This is a genomic window from Allobosea sp. 05T422_2 (assembly GCF_056396265.1).
Genome location: NZ_JBFTLD010000058.1, coordinates 1 through 16,155 on the forward strand (window position 1 = coordinate 1; position 16,155 = coordinate 16,155).

Sequence of the window (16,155 nt, forward strand, 5' to 3'; positions counted from 1 at the left end):
GCCTGAATCCGACGCTGCCGAACGAGGCCTTCGCCGAGATCGTGATCCTGACGAAGTCGATCGAGGGCCGAGAGCGCGTCAAGTCGCGCCTCGATGCCGCGATCGGCGCCGGCGCCTTGACCCAGGCGCGCGCGCGCGTCGACCGCTTCTCCTTCGGACCGCCTGTCGGCTTTCCCGTCCAGTTCCGCGTGATCGGCCCGGACCCGATGAAGGTGCGCGAGATCTCCTACCAGGTCCGCGACGCCGTTCGCACCAACAGKAACGCGGTCAACCCGCATCTGGACTGGAACGAGATGTCGCCCTCGGTGAGGCTGGTGGTCGATCAGGAGCGGGCCCGTGCCCTTGGGCTGAACGTGCGGGATGTCTCGCAGACGCTGCAGACCCTCGTCTCCGGGGCGACCGTCACGACCGTTCGCGACGGCGTCGAGCAAGTCGCCGTGGTCGCGCGGGCCGGCGAAAGCGAAAGGCTGGATCTCGGCCGTGTCGGCGACCTGACCATCGTCGCCCGCAACGGCGTCGCCGTTCCGCTGTCCCAGGTGGCAAGGCTCGACTATGTCCATGAGGATCCGATCCTGCGGCGGCGCAACCGCGACACCGTCATCACCGTGCGCGCCGACGTGGTGGACGGGGTCCAGCCGCCGGATGTGACGGCGCAGATCCTGCCGCGCCTGCAGTCGATCAAGAACAACCTGGAGCCGGGCTATCGCATCGAGACAGGAGGCGCAGTCGAGGAGTCGGAGAAGGCGAACGCCGCGCTGTTCGTGCTCTTCCCCATCATGTTTCTCGCGATGCTGACCCTGTTGATGATCCAGCTGCAGAACTTTTCCCGCCTGGCCCTGGTCTTCATGACGGCGCCGCTTGGCCTGATCGGGACATCGGCAAGTCTCAATCTCGCCCATCAGCCCTTTGGCTTCACCGCGCTGCTGGGGCTGATCGCACTCGCCGGCATGATCATGCGCAATACGCTCATCCTCGTCGACCAGATCGAGAGCGATGTCGCATCGGGATCGCACAGCCGGCGCGAGGCGATCGTCGACGCGACGGTCAGGCGGGCGCGGCCCGTGGTGCTGACGGCGCTTGCGGCGATCCTGGCCATGATCCCGCTGTCGTCGAGCGCATTTTGGAGCCCGATGGCCGTCACCATCATGGGTGGGCTCTTCGTCGCGACCTTTCTCACGATCCTGTTCTTGCCAGCGCTCTACGCGCTATGGTTCCGCAAGTCGCTGGATGAGCGTGGCGCGCCGGCGGGGTCGGAGCCAGTCACGCTTGTGCCGAGCTTCGCGACCTCGGTTGCCCACCAGATCATCGGACCGGAATCGTATCCGGCTCGACGATCGAACCTCACGACTGTCTTGGAGTAGCCTTGGTGACACATCCATCGCGTTACACGGCGCGCGTGACTGCCCAGAGCGAGAATGCGAGCCGGCGGCAGGACGGCATCGAGCCGCTGCAGGAGATTCTCGCGGTCGCCCGGCGGCTCTTCACGACCATTGGCTACCAGAAGACCACGGTCGCCGAGATCGCGGCCGAACTCGGTAAGAGCCCGGCACATGTCTACCGCTTCTTTGACAGCAAGAGGGCCATCAACGAGGCCGTCGCCGAGCTTCTGCTGGGTCAGATCGGCGACGAGCTCGCGGTGATCGCCGCCGGACAATCGTCCCCTCCCGAGCGTCTTGCCGCCTTCCTGCTTGCGCTCTCGGAGCTCAGCGAGCGGCATTTCATGACCAATAGCCGCGTGAACGACATGGTCGAGGACGCGATGGCTGAAAGCTGGGGCGTCTGTCTTCGCTACATCCAGCGCGTCGAAGGCCTGATCAGGACAATCGTCGAGGACGGCCAGTCTTCAGGCGATTTCAGCATCGAGGATGCGGCAGCCGGGGCAGCCTGTGTGAAGACGACCATGGTCTGCTTCATGCACCCGACGATGATGGCGCTGAGCGCGGAGCATGCGAGGCCCGAGATCGAACAGGTCATCGCCTATGCATTGCGGGGGCTCGGGGCCAAGCCCCGGCGCTGAGGAACGAAGCCCGCGCCGACCTGAGCGCCCAGTGCGTCGCCCGCAGATTGCGCAGGCGGCCGGCCGATCAGCGCAGCCGCCGGACCTCTTCCACCGTTACGGTCGGCTTCTGGCCGCCCCAGTTCGCCCGCAGCCAGTTGGAGAGGTCGGCGACCTCCTGGTCGCTGAGCTGCGCGGCAAAGCCCGGCATGGGCTGCATCCGCTCGAGCCCGGGAAAGCGCTGGGCCGGGATGCCGGTCAGGATGACCCGGTTCAGGTTGCGCGCATCCGCCAGCCGCAATGAGGCATTGGTCGCCAGCGGCACCACGACATGCGGGATGCCCTGCCCGTCCACGCCATGACAGCTGGCGCAGACGTCGAGATAGGTGGCGCGGGCCGATGCTGCCGTCTCGGCCGGAACGGCAACGGGCTGCGGCGGCACTGGGGGCGTCGCGCGCTCCGGCAGTGTGTCGAGATCGAACAGATAGGCCGACATCGCCGCAAGGTCGTCGGCGCTCAGATATTGCGTCGAGAAATGCACGACCTCGAACATCTGGTTGGTCATGGCGCCCTGCGCCGAGATGCCGGATTTCATGAAGCTTGCGAAGACCAGCGGATCAAAGCCCATGCGCGTCAGCCCGGCCTTGGTGATGTCGGGCGCTATGATGCCTTCCAGCTCCGAGCCCTGGAGATAGGCGCTCTCCTTCATGCCCATCGTCAGGTTGCGTGGCGTATGGCATTCGCCGCAATGGGCGAGCGCGTCGGTGAGATAGCGGCCGCGGTTCCAGGCCTCCGACCGCCCGGCCACCTCCGTCCTGGTGTCGCCCGACAGGTTGACGAGGTTCCAGAAGGTCAGCCCTTGCCGGATATTCATGGGGAAAGGCAGGTGGTTGGTGCGGTTTGCCACCTTCATCGGCTCGCGGCTCATCAGGAAGGCGTAGACCGCGTCGACATCCCCAGCCGTCAGCTTGCGATAGGAGGCGTAGGGCATCGCCGGATACAGATGGCCGTTCTTGCCGACGCCGTCGCGCACCGCGCGGTGGAACTCGGCGCGCGTCCAGGCGCCGATGCCGTGCTCCTTGTCGGGCGAGATATTGGTCGAGTAGATCGTCCCGAACGGCGTCTCGAAGGGCAGCCCGCCGGCCCAGGGCGCGCCGCCCTTGGTGACATGGCAKGCATAGCAATCGGCGGCGACGGCGACATAGGCGCCGCGCTTGACGAGCCCCTTCATCTGCTCCGCCGTCAGCGGTTGCTCGATCTCCTTGCCCACGACGCTGCGCTCCAGCAGGCCGAGGAAGACGGCTCCCGCCGCGAGCGCACCGATGAAGGCGACCGTCAGCACGGCCAGAAGCAGCTTCCTCGCCATGCGCGCTACGCCTTCACCAAGCCGGGTGTCCTGAGGACGAGATCGCGCACCGCCTCGAAATAGCGGACATAGCCGGTGCAGCGGCAGATATGCCGGTCGAGCGCCTCGCCGATCACCTGCTCCAGCGCCTCGCGCCGGACCGGGTTGCGCTTCAACTGGTCGAGCAGCACCGTCGCACCGGTGACGAAGCCGGGGGTGCAGTAGCCGCATTGGAAGGAGAAATGCTCGATGAAGGCCTGCTGAACCGGCGAGAGCTGCGTGATCGCGCCAGTGGCGTCGCGCTGGGCCTGCCCCTCCACCGTCCTCACCTTGCGGCCAGTGAACCAGTGGGCGCCGGTGATGCAGGTGCGCATTTCCTCGAGCGAGCCGTCGCCCTTCTCGACGATCACGGTGCAGGCATGGCAGATGCCCTGGCCGCAGCCCATGCGCGAGCCGGTCAGGTTGAGATACTCGTAGAGGAAATCCTGCATCATCATCGTCTCCGGCACGTCGATGGGACCGACGGCCTCGTCGTTGATGGTCAGGGAGAGCGTGCGGGTCGCGATGGTCATGCCAGCGCCTCTCGGATTTTCTCGGGCGTGATCGGCAGGCTGTAGAAGCGCTTGCCGATGGCGTGGGCGACCGCGTTCACGATCGCCGGCACGACCGCGATCATCACCACCTCGGCCATGCCCTTGGGCGGATCGGTCTCCGACAGCGGCGGCAGGATTTCGGCCGTCTGCGACCAGACCGCGACATCCCTGGATGTCGGCAGCTCGTAGCGGTTCCAGTTCCAGGTGCCGTTGCCCGGCCCGTCCTCGTAAAGCGGCAGATACTCCTTCAGGGCGTGGCCGATGCCCATGGCGAGCCCGCCCTGGATCTGGCCGGAGACCAGCTCCGGCACGATCTGGTTGCCGCATTCGAGGATGGAGTGATGCGACAGCAGGCTGACCTCGCCGCTGCCGGTATCGACGGTGATCTCGGCCAGCGTCGCCATCGGCGCGTAATAGGTGACGCCGGCATTGTTGCGCTGCGTCGGCGGGTAGGAGACCGAGGCCCGGTCGACGAAGTGCCAGCCTCCCTCCGTCATCAGGGCCTTGCGCTCGACTGGTGCTCCTTCGCCGTATTGCACCGCCAGCGCATCGATGGCGAAGCGGCGGCGCCCAGTGCCCGGCAGTTCGAACTCCGCTTCGGCCCATTGCCAGCGGTTAAAGCTGTGCACGGTGACGCCGGTGACGAGGCCGAGCCGGTGCGCCTCGGCCGCGACCTCGGCAAAGGACAAAGGCTGCATGGCCGCCGCATTGACCGTGCCGCGGATGATGCGCAGATCCTCGCGGCGCACCACTTCGGGCGCCAGCTGGCCGCCGCCGATGCCGCGCGACCAGAGCGAGCGCGCGGCGGGCCAGAGCGCGAGGTCGACAAGCGCGCGGGCCGCCTCGCGCGTCGCATGGCCGAGATAGTAGACGCTGTTGGAGGCGCTCATCGGCGAGGTGAAACTCGGCGTCCAGCGCGGGTTCGCCATGCGCCGGTCTTCCTCCTCCTGGGAGAGCGTATAGGGCTCGTCGCTGGTCTCGAGCGGCATCTGCGGCCAGCGCAGCTTGCCGAATTCGGTCTCGTCGGGTTGCCGGCCGAGGATGCCGGCGGCCATCACCGCCTGCGAGGTCGTGGCGCCCGTGCCGATCTCGTGCGCGACATGCGAGAGCTTAAGGCGGCCGCTCGCGTCGAATGCGAGCGCGCAGAGCGCCGCTTCGGCGCCGGTGCCGTAATCCTTGTGCACATGGCCGTAGCCGACGCCGTATTTCTTGCCGGGATTGGCGGCCTCGAAGGCGGCCTTGCGCTGGTGCCGGCCGGCCCAGAGCGGGTGCTTTTCCGCCCGCGCCAGGATCTCGTCATGCCGCAGCGCGCCTGAGGGAATCGCGCCCTGCGAGTTCTTCATGCCCGATTTCAGCGCATTGCGCCGCCGGAACTCCATGGCATCGAGGCCGAGCGCTTCGGCAGCCTCGTCGACCATCATCTCGGTCGCCGCCATGGTCTGCAAGGTGCCGTAGCCGCGCATCGAGCCGGCATCGACGGCGCGCGACGACAGGATCGCCGCGGAGAAGTCGCTCTTCGGCAGGTAATAGATCGACTGCGCCGCCGTCGCGCCGACCGTGCCGACCGAGACCGAAAAATTCTCGCGCCCGCCGCCATCATTGCGATAGCGCCCGGTCATCGCCCGGAACTTGCCGGTCTTGCGGTCGATGACCATGACCTTGTCCATCTGGAAGGCATGGCGCTTCAGCGCGGTCTGGAACTGCTCGTAACGGTCATTGGCGAGCCGGACCGGCCGGCCCTCGGCGTAAAGCCCGGCGAGCACGCAGTAGAACGGGAAGATCGCGTGGTCCTTGGTGCCGTAGCCGACGGTGTAGCCGATCTTCAGATCGATGCTCTTCAGCGGGAACGACGACTTCGAGACCATATGGGCCGCCATCTCGGCGACCTCGTGCGGGGATTGCGTGGCGATCAGGGCGTGCAGCATGCCGCTCGAACGCTCGTACCAGACATTGCCATTATCGGCCTCCATCGCCGAAGCATCGGCCGACTGGCTGGTAAAGCTGCGCCGCAGGACCAGCACGTCGTCACCGGCATTGGCGATCTCGCGCTCGATCTCGGCCGCCGCGGCCATGCCGCGCGCCATGGCGTCCCCGTCTCCGGCGGCGGGCCATTGCGGCTCCTCGCCCTTGAAGCCGGTGCGGATCGTCGTGTCCTTGAGCGCGGAATAGCGGTCCTCGGCCTCGGGCGTGCCGCCGTCGATCCGGACATAGCGCGCCGCGCCATAGGGGCCGGGCGTGGTGGACGGGCCCTCCGTGCCGTAGCGCACGACCTTGTCGTTGAAGCGCAGCCTGCGCTTGGCCGCGTCATAGCGGGCAAAATCGTGATAGATCAGCAGCGCGACCGGCTGGCCGAGCAGGCGTGCGGTCTGGCCCTTGGGGACGAAGAAGACATCGCCGTAGAAGCCGGGCGCCGGGATCGCGACGCCGTCCGCGACGAGGTCCTCGTGCAGCACCAGCCGATCCGGCCGGAGGTCTTCGCCGAGCAGGCTGAGATCGACGCTGTCGAAGACGCGGTCGACCCGCGTCGCATGGAGCATGAAGGCATGCGCCTGCTGCTTCGGCCAGCCTTCGAGGTCGCGGGCCCGGTAATCGCGCGTAAACGTCTTGCCGCCGGTGACCTTGGCGATGGCGTCGAGCCGGTATTTCGGCTTGCCGCCGGGGCCAAGCCAATCGGCTCCGGGATGCGGCGGCGTCTCGATCAGCTCCGCCTGGGTGGCCGAGGGCAGCAGCGAAATCCGGATGGCGACGCCGGCCACTGCGGCCTTGAGGACGGTTCTGCGGGATAGACCTGTCTTCATGCCGACACCCCGCTCGCTGACGAGCCGACTCTGCTCTCTCGCCGATAATATGGGCACAGCGCGGGCGCGTATATCGATATTCGAATTGGTCTGGTTTCAAGGATGGGGGATGTTTTACTGATCGGGAGTCGGCGGGCCGCGCTCGCGCGCGCGTCTGGCGCGATAACCGCATTCGTCGGCGGAGACTTTGGCCGGCGCCGACCGCTGCAGGGCGAACGATCACGCAGCCCCTTTCAAGTTCCGGTGGATGAAACCGGCGCCTGGCAGCCCCCAAGACCGTCGTTCCGGCTCCGGGAATAGCGGCGCAGCCCTTTCGGAGGCGCGAACGCTGGCTGCAGCTTCGCGCCACTTGCCGACATTCGACGCCCGCCGGAAAGCGGATGCTTGACGGCATTCGCTATGGGCGTCTGTCTGAGGCCTTAGAGGAGCGCGGCTATCCACTATCTAGCGTTTTGCACGGTGGGTGGTGCCGGCATTCCGGCCGAGCGGTGGTCAATCACGAACTGAGGCGGACATGGCGAAACTAGGCGGCAGGAGGGGAAACGCTTTGCGCACCCCGCTCATTCATAGTGCGGATGCCGTTCGCGGATTCTTCGCCCGGTCCGATGCGCTGGACTATCTGTGCCTGCGTCCACTGGACCATATCGCCTCGTCCTGGGAGGTCGTGTGGGACCGCGACGGCCTGCGCTGCGTCTCGGAGGAAGACAGTTTCGCGGCTGATCTCAACCTCTTCATCGACGAGATCGCAGGAGCTGTGCGACCCACTCGCTACCATGAGGACGAAGACGCGCTGATCGAGGCCTATCTGGGAGCAACCAAGTGGCCTCAGCAAAAGAAAGGCAACCGCTGGATAGTCGCTGACTACGCGTCGTTATTGGAGCAGGCGGCATCGGCCGATCTGCATGAAGCCCGACTTGTCAGTGCCGCGACCGGACGCGTTCATGCCGCGCTCGACTTCGGCCAGATGCATTTCGACAACATGGAAGAAGGGCACCGGCGCATCCTAGCGCAGGTCGTGACCATCATTCTCTACCAGCGCTATTGCGTTGGGACGTCGCTCTTCAACGATCGCGAACAAAGTGAAGCGCTATAGTGATCGTATGGTCGCCGATTATGCGTAGGTTCATGGATTAAGATCGCGTATGGCCCGATCGGCACGGCGTTCCAGCCGGCGTATCTGCCGCACGATGTCGCCCGCGCCGAAGGCTTTCTCCGCCCTGCGGCCATAGGCGGAGAAGTTCCTTACACCGACAGGATAGAACCGGCGCCTCAATCGTTTCGTGTAAATCTTATCGGMACGCCCATCGGCAATCGCCTGCTCGCCGAGCAGACGGGTCTTCTTGACGCTGTATTTCAACTTGCGGAATTGCCGCGCGAATGAGCTCGGCCGGATCGATGCTCCCTTCTCGGTGACATTGAATCCGAGATACTGGAAGCACGCCGTGCCGCTGGCATCGAATGCGGCCCGCTCGGTCTTCGTGCTGTTGATCTCCAGCTTCACGGCCTTGATGGCGTCAGTCAGGGCGTACTGGATCATCGCCTCGCACTCGGGCTTGCAGATCACGAGGATGTCGTCGGAGTAGCGCTGGTACAGCGCATCATTGTCACGGCAAAGGAACGCCATGGCCCGGTCGACATCGACCATGTAGAGGTTCGAGAACACGCTGCTGATCGGCGTGCCCTGCGGGATGCCGAAGGCGTTTGGATTCGAGGTGATCGCAATGCCAGCGGCCTTCACCTCGGCGATCGAGGCGACGGGTTCGGGCTTGCGCGACCTCAGTCGCGGCCCGATGTCCGGATTGGCCGCGAGGGCCGCGCGACTAACGTAGCGGAAGCGTGTCACGTGCCGAAATACGCCATACCAATCCTGGCTCAGCTCAGCGCTGCCGAGCAGTCGCTTCAACTGCTCCTTGAGCAGGCGGTGGTCGAGATTGTCGAAGAAGCCCGAGACATCGAAGCACAGCACGATACAGGAGGCATTGGCCTTCGCAAAACGAGCGGCGGCGGCGGCGAAATCGTAGTTCGACTTGCCAAGGCGGCGATAGCCGATGACGTGGTCCGTCAGGCCTTCGCGGTGGTAGAAATCATCAAGCCGCTGGGTCAGGTCCGCAGCGTATTTCGACAGGATGCAGGCGTCGCGGTGGGACGCGTACATGATCGGCCTGGGCTTGTAGACCGTCTTGCCGTCATCGCGCTTGTAGCGCTTGACCCGTTTTTCATAATGTATGAGCGGCGACCAGGCGTGCCGCTTGATACAGGCTCCAGCCTCAAGGTTCTTGGCATAGGCTTCGCCTACCGGCGCGTCGAAATGCTTGTATCCGCGCTTGCTGAACCAGGCCGGCCGCATCGCAATCCCATTCTAGCAGAGTCCGGGGAGCTAGCTCCGACCCAGAGCCCCGGTTTTGGCCGGACGCTCCCCAGACGCACGCCTCAATCCGTCAGCATCTTCCCGTTCTCGTCAGACCAGGTGTCCCCCAACGCGGGTCAAATAACGCTAGGCAGTATAGTGTAGTCGTGGAGGTCCGAGCGATGCTCGAAGTCTCGTCGATACAGATCGCGGCGATGATGCTGACGCTCGTCGGCATCGTCGATGCGGGCCTGTATGAGGTTGACAGTTTCAACGACCGTACCGACGGCCAATTCCGGCGGCCCGGCAGAGATGGAGGTCGCTAGCCTGTTCCGCAAGGGCATCTCGCGGCCTCTTCCCACTTTTCCCTTACGCAGGGGCCTGCGAGTTGCGTTTACTCGAACAACGAGCGTCGGCCGCTGCAGAGATCAGATCGGCGCTGAAAGCGGCTTCCTCTCTAGACAGCCGACCGCTCCGAGTAGCTGATCGATGCTATCAGCAAAGCAGTTTGTTGTTGATGGCCTGCGGTCCGGCTAGACCTGTAGCATGCACGAGATTCCCGACAACTTATTCGCGACCCAACAGATGCTGACCGAATTGATAGGGTCGAAGGCAGAGAGTCTCGGGTCGGTTTTTCACCCGTATGATTTGCGGGTCAGCGTTGCCGCTGCAGGCGGTCTGCTTACGGTTCCAAAACTTCAGGCGAACACGGTCAGACTTGAGGCAATTGCGCACCTGATTATCGCCAGCGCTTCTGGAAAGAAGAAGGCGAGCAAGCAGGATGCCGCCCGCTGGTTTAAGCAGGTGGGGCAAGCCTTCGCGCACATGGAGGATCCGGCTGAGGATGTGTTCGTTGGCAGCGTGCATGTCGAGGGACGTAATTACCGCGTGCTTGAGGGATTGGCAGAAGCAAACTGCCATCACTTGCAGCATATGCTCACGGCCGTCGAGAACATGCCCGACCGTGGCGTCTATGCCGCGCTTAAACAGTCTTGCCGCGCGATGCTTACGCTGTCCGACCTCGTCTGTGCTCGCTCAGGGTTGGAGGCCTTTTGCCGCGGTGGCGAATATGGTCTCGATGCGTTGCCGGTTAGTGACCTTCCGACGCTCAAGACGCTGGCTGCGCGTGTGACCTTTTCGCATGACGACCTGGTGCGTACTGGCATAAATCGCCGGTCGCTTGGTCGGTTTTGCTTACCACCGTCACAGCGCAATGTAGGTTTTGGAGGATATGGCGATAGCTGGCTGGAGAGGCAGCCGTTGATCGATTTTCAGGATGAGATCGTTGTTGCGCTGCCATCGGCCATAGGAACGGCCATACGGCGAGCAGTGATTGAGGCCTGTCACGGCGCCGGGGCAGGCTTCGCCTTGTGGACTGGCCTGCTTATTGCCCAAACCGAAGAACTTGCTTTGAACCCCGCTATTTCGCGTATCGGCATCCCTCCCACGGAGATGAAACGGGATTCCAATGTGGTTCCCTCCAAGCCGGTCGAGTTTCAGCCAGGCTTGTGGTTCCATCTCGTCCTTCTGACCGATGACTTCACCGGATTCAATGAGACAGGCTTCAGTAGGCCCAGCTCATCTAGCGACAAGATGAGGGCTGAACTACAGCAGGCCATAGATGCCGCTGCTGCAGACACCAAAGCCCAGCCCGGATTCAAACTCGGAATTTCGCTCATCGTCCTTTGCGGCTTCGGCAGGGCGCAAATGGTCGAATTTACCCGTCCCGCACATTGGCTGGCCGAAGGCATAAGCAGCTATGATCTCGATGTGTTGGGCTGGCGCCACGACTTCAATATCGCCGAACTGCTCAAGTTCCTTCTTGCCGAAGGCGCCGCGGGGCATATGGGTTTTCCATTGATGGCGATCAACGGGCTTCTGGCTCGTATCGGCTTTGCCTACGAGAACAATGGCCATGTGGTGCCCCATGAAGCCATGCCGGATGGCGCTGATGGTGCCACCCTCATGGTGCCCACCAACGCACATCTGCGGCTCAGGGCCGAGCACCATGCCCGCTTCGACAAGCACGCGGTAGGCGATCCGGCAGGCAAGGTGCTCGTTGTCCGCCGTAAGGATGGGGGCAAGCGTTCGCCGCAGAATACGCAGCGGGTTTATGTCTCGCATCTCGATGCTCGATCACTCCGCTATCGTGGAGTGTGGAGGTCGGGTAGCCGAACATGGTGGCTTGAAACCGTACCCTTGGAAGAACGCTCCGACCTCTACCCCGTCTTTGAAATGCAGATGGTCTGGATGGAGCGCCTTGCCCCTATATTGGTGGAGCACGTGCCGAGCCTCCCGGATTTTCTGACCTGGAAAATCGTCACGCCTGCATGGCCCGCTATCCGACCGGAAGAGCTCAATCCACCGCCCGTGGAAGAACTGAAGACAGCCATCAGGGCATCCTGCGATCAGGGCGCACGCGTTGTTGCCACGGAAATAGGGTTGCCGTTCTTCCACGGGCTTTCCCATCCCGACAACATCTCTGAAGTCACCTTGGTAGAGGTCTTCCTTGAACAGGTTGTTACGCTCGTAGAAGGCAAGGCGGTCGATGTTGACGCGCTTATGCGCAAGATCGTTCCCTCGGCCGAGGCTCGGCAGCTCCACGCGTTCGCGCCGCAKGATTTCCGCGATCATGTTCGCGACTCGGTTCCGAACGACGTCGTTGAGATAAGTCGGTTTGATGATGCCTCCCAGCGGCTGGGATTAGGGTGGCATGGGCTTCCCCGGCCCGGTGGTACGGTTCACGGACGTGATGAATGCACTAAGGTGCTCAATGCGATCACTACTGCCGCGGAGAAGATGTTCTGCGGGCATCTCAGGCAGTTTGAGAGACACGCCCTGATCCGCCGCGTGGTGGAAAATCACGAGGCATCGATTATCGGCAAGTCACGGTGGGAGCGAACCTCAAGTGCTGTTCTTGACCTTTCGGCCAACCCTCAGGAAGCCCACGAAGAAGTCTCCAAGAGCATTCAAAAGGCCAACGCCACCGGTTTAGCGAGCCGGATTATTCTAGAGGCGGCATTGTGCGAATGCCCGGTAGGTGCCGGCTTTGAGGTTGCAGATTTCGACCTATCCAATCTGATGGCCCTGGCGATGATGATCCATCATCTCGGCKGTTACTCCGATGCCATCCGTTACGAAGGCATGCGCCCCGAAATACGCATCTCGCCGGCCGGTGAGGTGCAGATTGATGTGTCGTTCTTCGAGGCCATCGTGACACCTGTGGGAGAGTCCTTTGTTACCGGGCAGATCGACAGAAGCCGCCGCGACTATTCGGAATTACTGCATAATCCCGAACCACTCACCGAAGAACAGGCGACCAGTCGAACTGACGCCCGCTTCGCCACCGCGTGGGAAGCGGAAATGGGCATTTCGCTCGGGAACTTTCGCACGGCGCTTGAAGCGCTGGAAAATCGACTGTTCAAGACCGGGAAGGCATCGGAGGTATTGCCCAGACCGGCATTGCTTCAATACCTCTCCAAGTCCGTCGATTGCGCCGAGCAGTTTATTGCCTCGCTCGAATTTCTGCCGCGAGACGGCTGGAAGAACGTCCCGCCGCCCTACACCGATCAGGATCGGCAGCCGTGGCGGTTCAGGCGGCGTTTGTCTGTCGCACAGCGTCCCATTCTTCGGCTCGAACCGTCCCCTAGTTCAGATGTCGTGATTGCGCCCKGCATGATCCGGGACGCTTTTCGTATTCAGCTTCATAATTTTTACTACGGCCAGTATGATCTCAGTTCGATTGCATCAAAAGAGATGCGAAGCTGGAGAGAGTACATCGTTGCGAAGGAAGCAGCGGAGTTTGAAGAACGTGTCGTTACGCGCTTAAAGCAACTCGGATGGCAGGCAAAACGAAGCGCAAAGTTCCCTCATATTCTTGGCCGCAAGCTATCCGAAGATCCCGGCGATATTGATGTACTTGCGTGGCATTCTGACGGACGTGTCATGCTCCTCGAATGCAAGGACCTCCAATTCGCCAAGACTTCCAGTGAAATTGCCAAGCAACTCTACAAATTTCGGGGCAAAACGGACGAAAAGGGACGCCCGGACCTTCTTCGTAAGCATCTTAAACGGATGGAGCTCGCACGAGAGAACGCGACCGCGTTTCAATCCCATCTTCAACTGCTTGAGGCGAAGATCGATGGCGCTCTGGTCTTCGCGCACACCGTCCCGATGAGCTTTGCAGCCGAGCGGATAGGCCACGACGTCAAACTGTTCACCCTTGCGCAGCTGGAATCGGCTCTTGAAAGCCCCGCACAGACGTAATGCCGCGCGACAGCTTGCGCGCTGCAAGGCCATGCGGCGGGCATCAGGTAGCTCTATTGCAAGCCTCTCTCCCGTCTGGCAGGAGCCCCCTAACCTGCCAGTCCGATCTCGGCCCCATATCGGCAGGCCCACCTGCGATGGTGAGTTTGCCGAAAGCGGACATGTGCCGCGTCAGCGAAGGGCCAACTCCGGCACCCAGACACCGTTCCTCAAGAGTCTCAAATCGAACTTCCCATTGCCCTCCCCCTAACTCAGCCCCGCTCGCCCCGGATCGAACGCCCCCACCGCCGCCTTGATCTCCAGCATCCTCGCCATCGCCGGCGGCTTCTTCAGCCTGCCGCTCGCATCGTCGCCTACGGTTCCGCAGACCGGCAGGATGCTGATCTCGTCGTCCATGGCGACCGCGGTGAGGCCGAAGCTGTAGTCGGGGAAGCGGGCCTTGAGATGAGCGAGCAGGCGAGGCTTGGCCGCGCCGAACTCCGCCTCGCGGCCGAGCGGCGGGAAGATGACGAACTGCGTGGCTTGCTCGAGCCCGTCGGTCCAATGGCGGTTCATGCGCTCCACCTGAAGGTCGGCACGAGGGTGATGGTCTTGCCGAGCCCGCCGCGCTCGCGGCAGACCGAGCAGGAGAGCCGATTGTCGGGGCGCATCAGGGTGCGCGTCCCCTGCCCGATCCCCTCCTGGCTCGCGCCCGGCCACATCCGCTTCGCGCGCCCGCCATCCTCGCATCGGATGTCCAGCAACGCCCTCGCCGCCGCTCTGATCTCCAGCAGCCGCGCCAGTGCCGGCGGCGTCTTCAGCCCTCCGCTGGCATCCCCGCCCGCGGGACTGACGCTGTTCTGGATGCACTCACGGATGGCGTTTCGCGCCTCGCCGGACAGGCCGATCGTCTCGGGCACGAAGCCCCCGAAGAACGGCGCGAACGCGACGGGGGTCTGATCGATCGGCGGGATGCTGCAGCATAGCTGCGGCATATGCCGGGGCACATGCTGCAGCATGTGCTGGGGCATTGCCGCGGCAGATGCTGCAGGCATGCCAATCACAATCACAATCACATACAACAGTATCTAACGATCCTGTTGTAGGGCGCGCCAGGGCGCCGCCGGCCATGTTCCGCTTCTGGACGGCCTGCAGTCGGTTCGCTGGAATAGTCATGCGCTCCTCCTGAAGATCGGCACGAGGGTGATGTTCTTGCCGAGCCCGCCGCGCTCGCGGCAGACCGAGCAGGAGAGCCGGCTGTGCAGGCCCATCAGGGTGCGCGTCCCCTGCCCGATCACCTCCTGGATTGCGCCCGGCCACATCCGCTTCGTGCGCCCGCAATCCTCGCATTGGATGTCCAGCGACGCGACGTAAGACAGTTCGGGCCGCTCACCACTTCCCGAATAGGCCAGGCTCATCACACATCCCTTTCGTTCCTGTTTCGTTCTCATTTAAGCCAGAGGGCGGAGGACAAGTCGAGTCGGTTTCGACGGCTCGCCCCCCGCCGATTTCGATAACCTTCATTATTGACATGGCGATAATTTAAGTTATCGTTTCGACATCGAACGGAGAGGCGCGCCGCCCATCGGGCAGGCAGCGCCCTCCCCGGAGGAGAGCGGGATGATGGGGATGAGCGAGATCAATTTGGTCACCACGGACGGCGAAGGGGCGCGCATCGGGCGGCTGGCGGCTGATCTCTCGCCGCGCTGCGCCAGCCTCGTCGCCGCACCGGTCGGGGCCTGAGATGGCCCGCAGCTTCCCGGTGAGTATCGAGACGCTGGAGCTCGGCCATGACGACCGGTCGGAGGGGTTTTACGAGCTGGTCATCGGCACCGACGCGGACGCCACCTTCTTCGATCTCCAGGCGATGACCAGCGACGGCAAGACTGTCCGAGCCGAGGACTGGCGCTGGGGCATGGCGCAGGAATGGATCGCGATCCAGGCGCTACGAAAATTCAGCCAGCTGCATGAGGCGATGATCGAGGCGACGAGCCCCGATGCCCGCGCCGCAGCTTACGCCGATTTCACCCGCGCCCGGCGCCTTGAGGCCGCGGAGTGAGCGCCATGGCGATGACGAGCCTTCCAGCCCTTCCCCCAGAGGATTCGCAGATGACGCCGATCGCCATCAGGAGCGCTTTACGCACCATTGCGGGGGAAGCCGGGCCTGCGGCCTGGGCCGATCTCTCGGTCAGCACCGAGCACCCGGATGAATCGGCCGTGCGCGGCGTGCTCTACCCCGAGGGGATCGCTGCCGGCCACTGCATCCATGGCCGTGGGCCAAGTTTTGCCGAGGCGCTGGAGGATCTCCGCAGCAACTGGGCGCAGGCCCGTTCGCTCGCGGACACAAACAGCATCCGCAGGATGGCGCTCGCGATCATCGAGATCACCGGCGACCAGGGCGAATGCGCTGATGCGGCGCTGCGCGGCGCCGGCTTCGACCAGCAGCAGATCGCGCGCCTTGGCGCCCTCGCCTGCTCGGAGGCGACGCGGCTCGCCGCCGGCGGGCCGTTCCGGATCATCACCATGACGGGTGCGAATGCGCAGGCCGCCGGCCTGCCCGTGCCGTTCCGCGCCGACATCCCCCACGCTCTGCCGCTTGGAGGCTGACCGATGGCACCGACCATCCTGGAATATCTGATCGCCGCGCTGGTCGCCCTGATCCTCCTGGGGGCGCTGCTGATGCTGTTCATCCGCGTGCTGTTCTGGAAGCCGATCCCCGACGAGGACTGGTCGCAGCACAGCGACGAGCGGCGGTTCGACCAGCGCTATCGCGACGCGGGTGAATGAGCGCCGCGCGATAGCGCAATCCTCCCGGCTATCCCCGCGCCCTG

General features: G+C 63.6%; 15 protein-coding genes. 8 read left to right on the plus strand and 7 right to left on the minus strand.

The annotated features are described in order from the left end of the window. Both AC1DJT_RS13040 and AC1DJT_RS13045 read left to right on the plus strand, forming a co-directional pair. On the plus strand, positions 1-1,361 hold a 1,361-nt coding region (locus AC1DJT_RS13040), incomplete at its 5' end, for an efflux RND transporter permease subunit (protein ID WP_476834195.1). A gap of 5 nt (positions 1,362-1,366) precedes the next feature. Continuing rightward, on the plus strand, positions 1,367-2,017 hold the full coding sequence (locus AC1DJT_RS13045; RefSeq protein WP_476768190.1) for a TetR/AcrR family transcriptional regulator: 651 nt from the start codon (positions 1,367-1,369) through the stop codon (positions 2,015-2,017). Positions 2,018-2,084: 67 nt separating this feature from the next. Here AC1DJT_RS13045 and AC1DJT_RS13050 read toward each other — a convergent pair whose 3' ends face one another. From AC1DJT_RS13050 to AC1DJT_RS13060, 3 genes are read right to left on the minus strand one after another with little or no spacing between them, the layout of a single operon-like run. Further along, on the minus strand, positions 2,085-3,362 hold the full coding sequence (locus tag AC1DJT_RS13050) for a c-type cytochrome (protein ID WP_476768189.1): 1,278 nt from the start codon (positions 3,360-3,362) through the stop codon (positions 2,085-2,087). Positions 3,363-3,367: 5 nt separating this feature from the next. Further along, the gene (locus AC1DJT_RS13055) at positions 3,368-3,913 is read right to left on the minus strand and encodes a (2Fe-2S)-binding protein (RefSeq protein ID WP_476768188.1); all 546 of its coding nucleotides are present in this window, start codon (positions 3,911-3,913) and stop codon (positions 3,368-3,370) included. Continuing rightward, entirely contained in the window at positions 3,910-6,732 is a 2,823-nt protein-coding gene (locus AC1DJT_RS13060; RefSeq protein WP_476834196.1) for a xanthine dehydrogenase family protein molybdopterin-binding subunit, read from the minus strand. The genes AC1DJT_RS13055 and AC1DJT_RS13060 overlap by 4 nt, the downstream gene beginning before the upstream one ends. A gap of 514 nt (positions 6,733-7,246) precedes the next feature. On the opposite strand from AC1DJT_RS13060, the gene AC1DJT_RS13065 reads away from it, so the two are divergent. Beyond that, a complete protein-coding gene (locus AC1DJT_RS13065) occupies positions 7,247-7,825 on the plus strand; it encodes a hypothetical protein (RefSeq protein ID WP_476768186.1) in 579 nt (192 codons plus the stop codon). A gap of 30 nt (positions 7,826-7,855) precedes the next feature. On the opposite strand, the gene AC1DJT_RS13070 is transcribed toward AC1DJT_RS13065, so the two are convergent. Then, on the minus strand, positions 7,856-9,079 hold the full coding sequence (locus AC1DJT_RS13070) for a reverse transcriptase domain-containing protein (protein ID WP_476834197.1): 1,224 nt from the start codon (positions 9,077-9,079) through the stop codon (positions 7,856-7,858). A 182-nt stretch (positions 9,080-9,261) separates the two neighbouring features. On the opposite strand from AC1DJT_RS13070, the gene AC1DJT_RS13075 reads away from it, so the two are divergent. Further along, the gene (locus AC1DJT_RS13075) at positions 9,262-9,405 is read left to right on the plus strand and encodes a hypothetical protein (RefSeq protein WP_476768184.1); all 144 of its coding nucleotides are present in this window, start codon (positions 9,262-9,264) and stop codon (positions 9,403-9,405) included. A gap of 220 nt (positions 9,406-9,625) precedes the next feature. Then, complete coding sequence (locus AC1DJT_RS13080; protein ID WP_476834198.1) at positions 9,626-13,345, plus strand: hypothetical protein; 3,720 nt, start codon at positions 9,626-9,628, stop codon at positions 13,343-13,345. 246 nt (positions 13,346-13,591) lie between these two features. On the opposite strand, the gene AC1DJT_RS13085 is transcribed toward AC1DJT_RS13080, so the two are convergent. The 3 genes from AC1DJT_RS13085 to AC1DJT_RS13095 form a co-directional block, all read right to left on the minus strand. Further along, on the minus strand, positions 13,592-13,900 hold the full coding sequence (locus AC1DJT_RS13085) for a hypothetical protein (protein ID WP_476768182.1): 309 nt from the start codon (positions 13,898-13,900) through the stop codon (positions 13,592-13,594). Next, positions 13,897-14,379 (minus strand): hypothetical protein, encoded by a 483-nt coding sequence (locus tag AC1DJT_RS13090; RefSeq protein ID WP_476768181.1) that lies wholly within the window; start codon positions 14,377-14,379, stop codon positions 13,897-13,899. The genes AC1DJT_RS13085 and AC1DJT_RS13090 overlap by 4 nt, the downstream gene beginning before the upstream one ends. A 117-nt stretch (positions 14,380-14,496) precedes the next feature. Further along, positions 14,497-14,742 (minus strand): hypothetical protein, encoded by a 246-nt coding sequence (locus tag AC1DJT_RS13095; RefSeq protein WP_476768180.1) that lies wholly within the window; start codon positions 14,740-14,742, stop codon positions 14,497-14,499. Between the two features lie 326 nt (positions 14,743-15,068). On the opposite strand from AC1DJT_RS13095, the gene AC1DJT_RS13100 reads away from it, so the two are divergent. The 3 genes from AC1DJT_RS13100 to AC1DJT_RS13110 are packed head-to-tail and all read left to right on the plus strand — an operon-like array spanning position 15,069 to position 16,111. Next, entirely contained in the window at positions 15,069-15,383 is a 315-nt protein-coding gene (locus tag AC1DJT_RS13100; RefSeq protein ID WP_476768179.1) for a hypothetical protein, read from the plus strand. A 50-nt stretch (positions 15,384-15,433) separates the two neighbouring features. Continuing rightward, positions 15,434-15,931: a hypothetical protein gene (locus AC1DJT_RS13105; protein ID WP_476768178.1), complete on the plus strand. Its 498-nt coding sequence runs from the start codon at positions 15,434-15,436 to the stop codon at positions 15,929-15,931. A gap of 3 nt (positions 15,932-15,934) precedes the next feature. Continuing rightward, entirely contained in the window at positions 15,935-16,111 is a 177-nt protein-coding gene (locus tag AC1DJT_RS13110; RefSeq protein WP_476768177.1) for a hypothetical protein, read from the plus strand. Positions 16,112-16,155 lie beyond the last annotated feature (44 nt).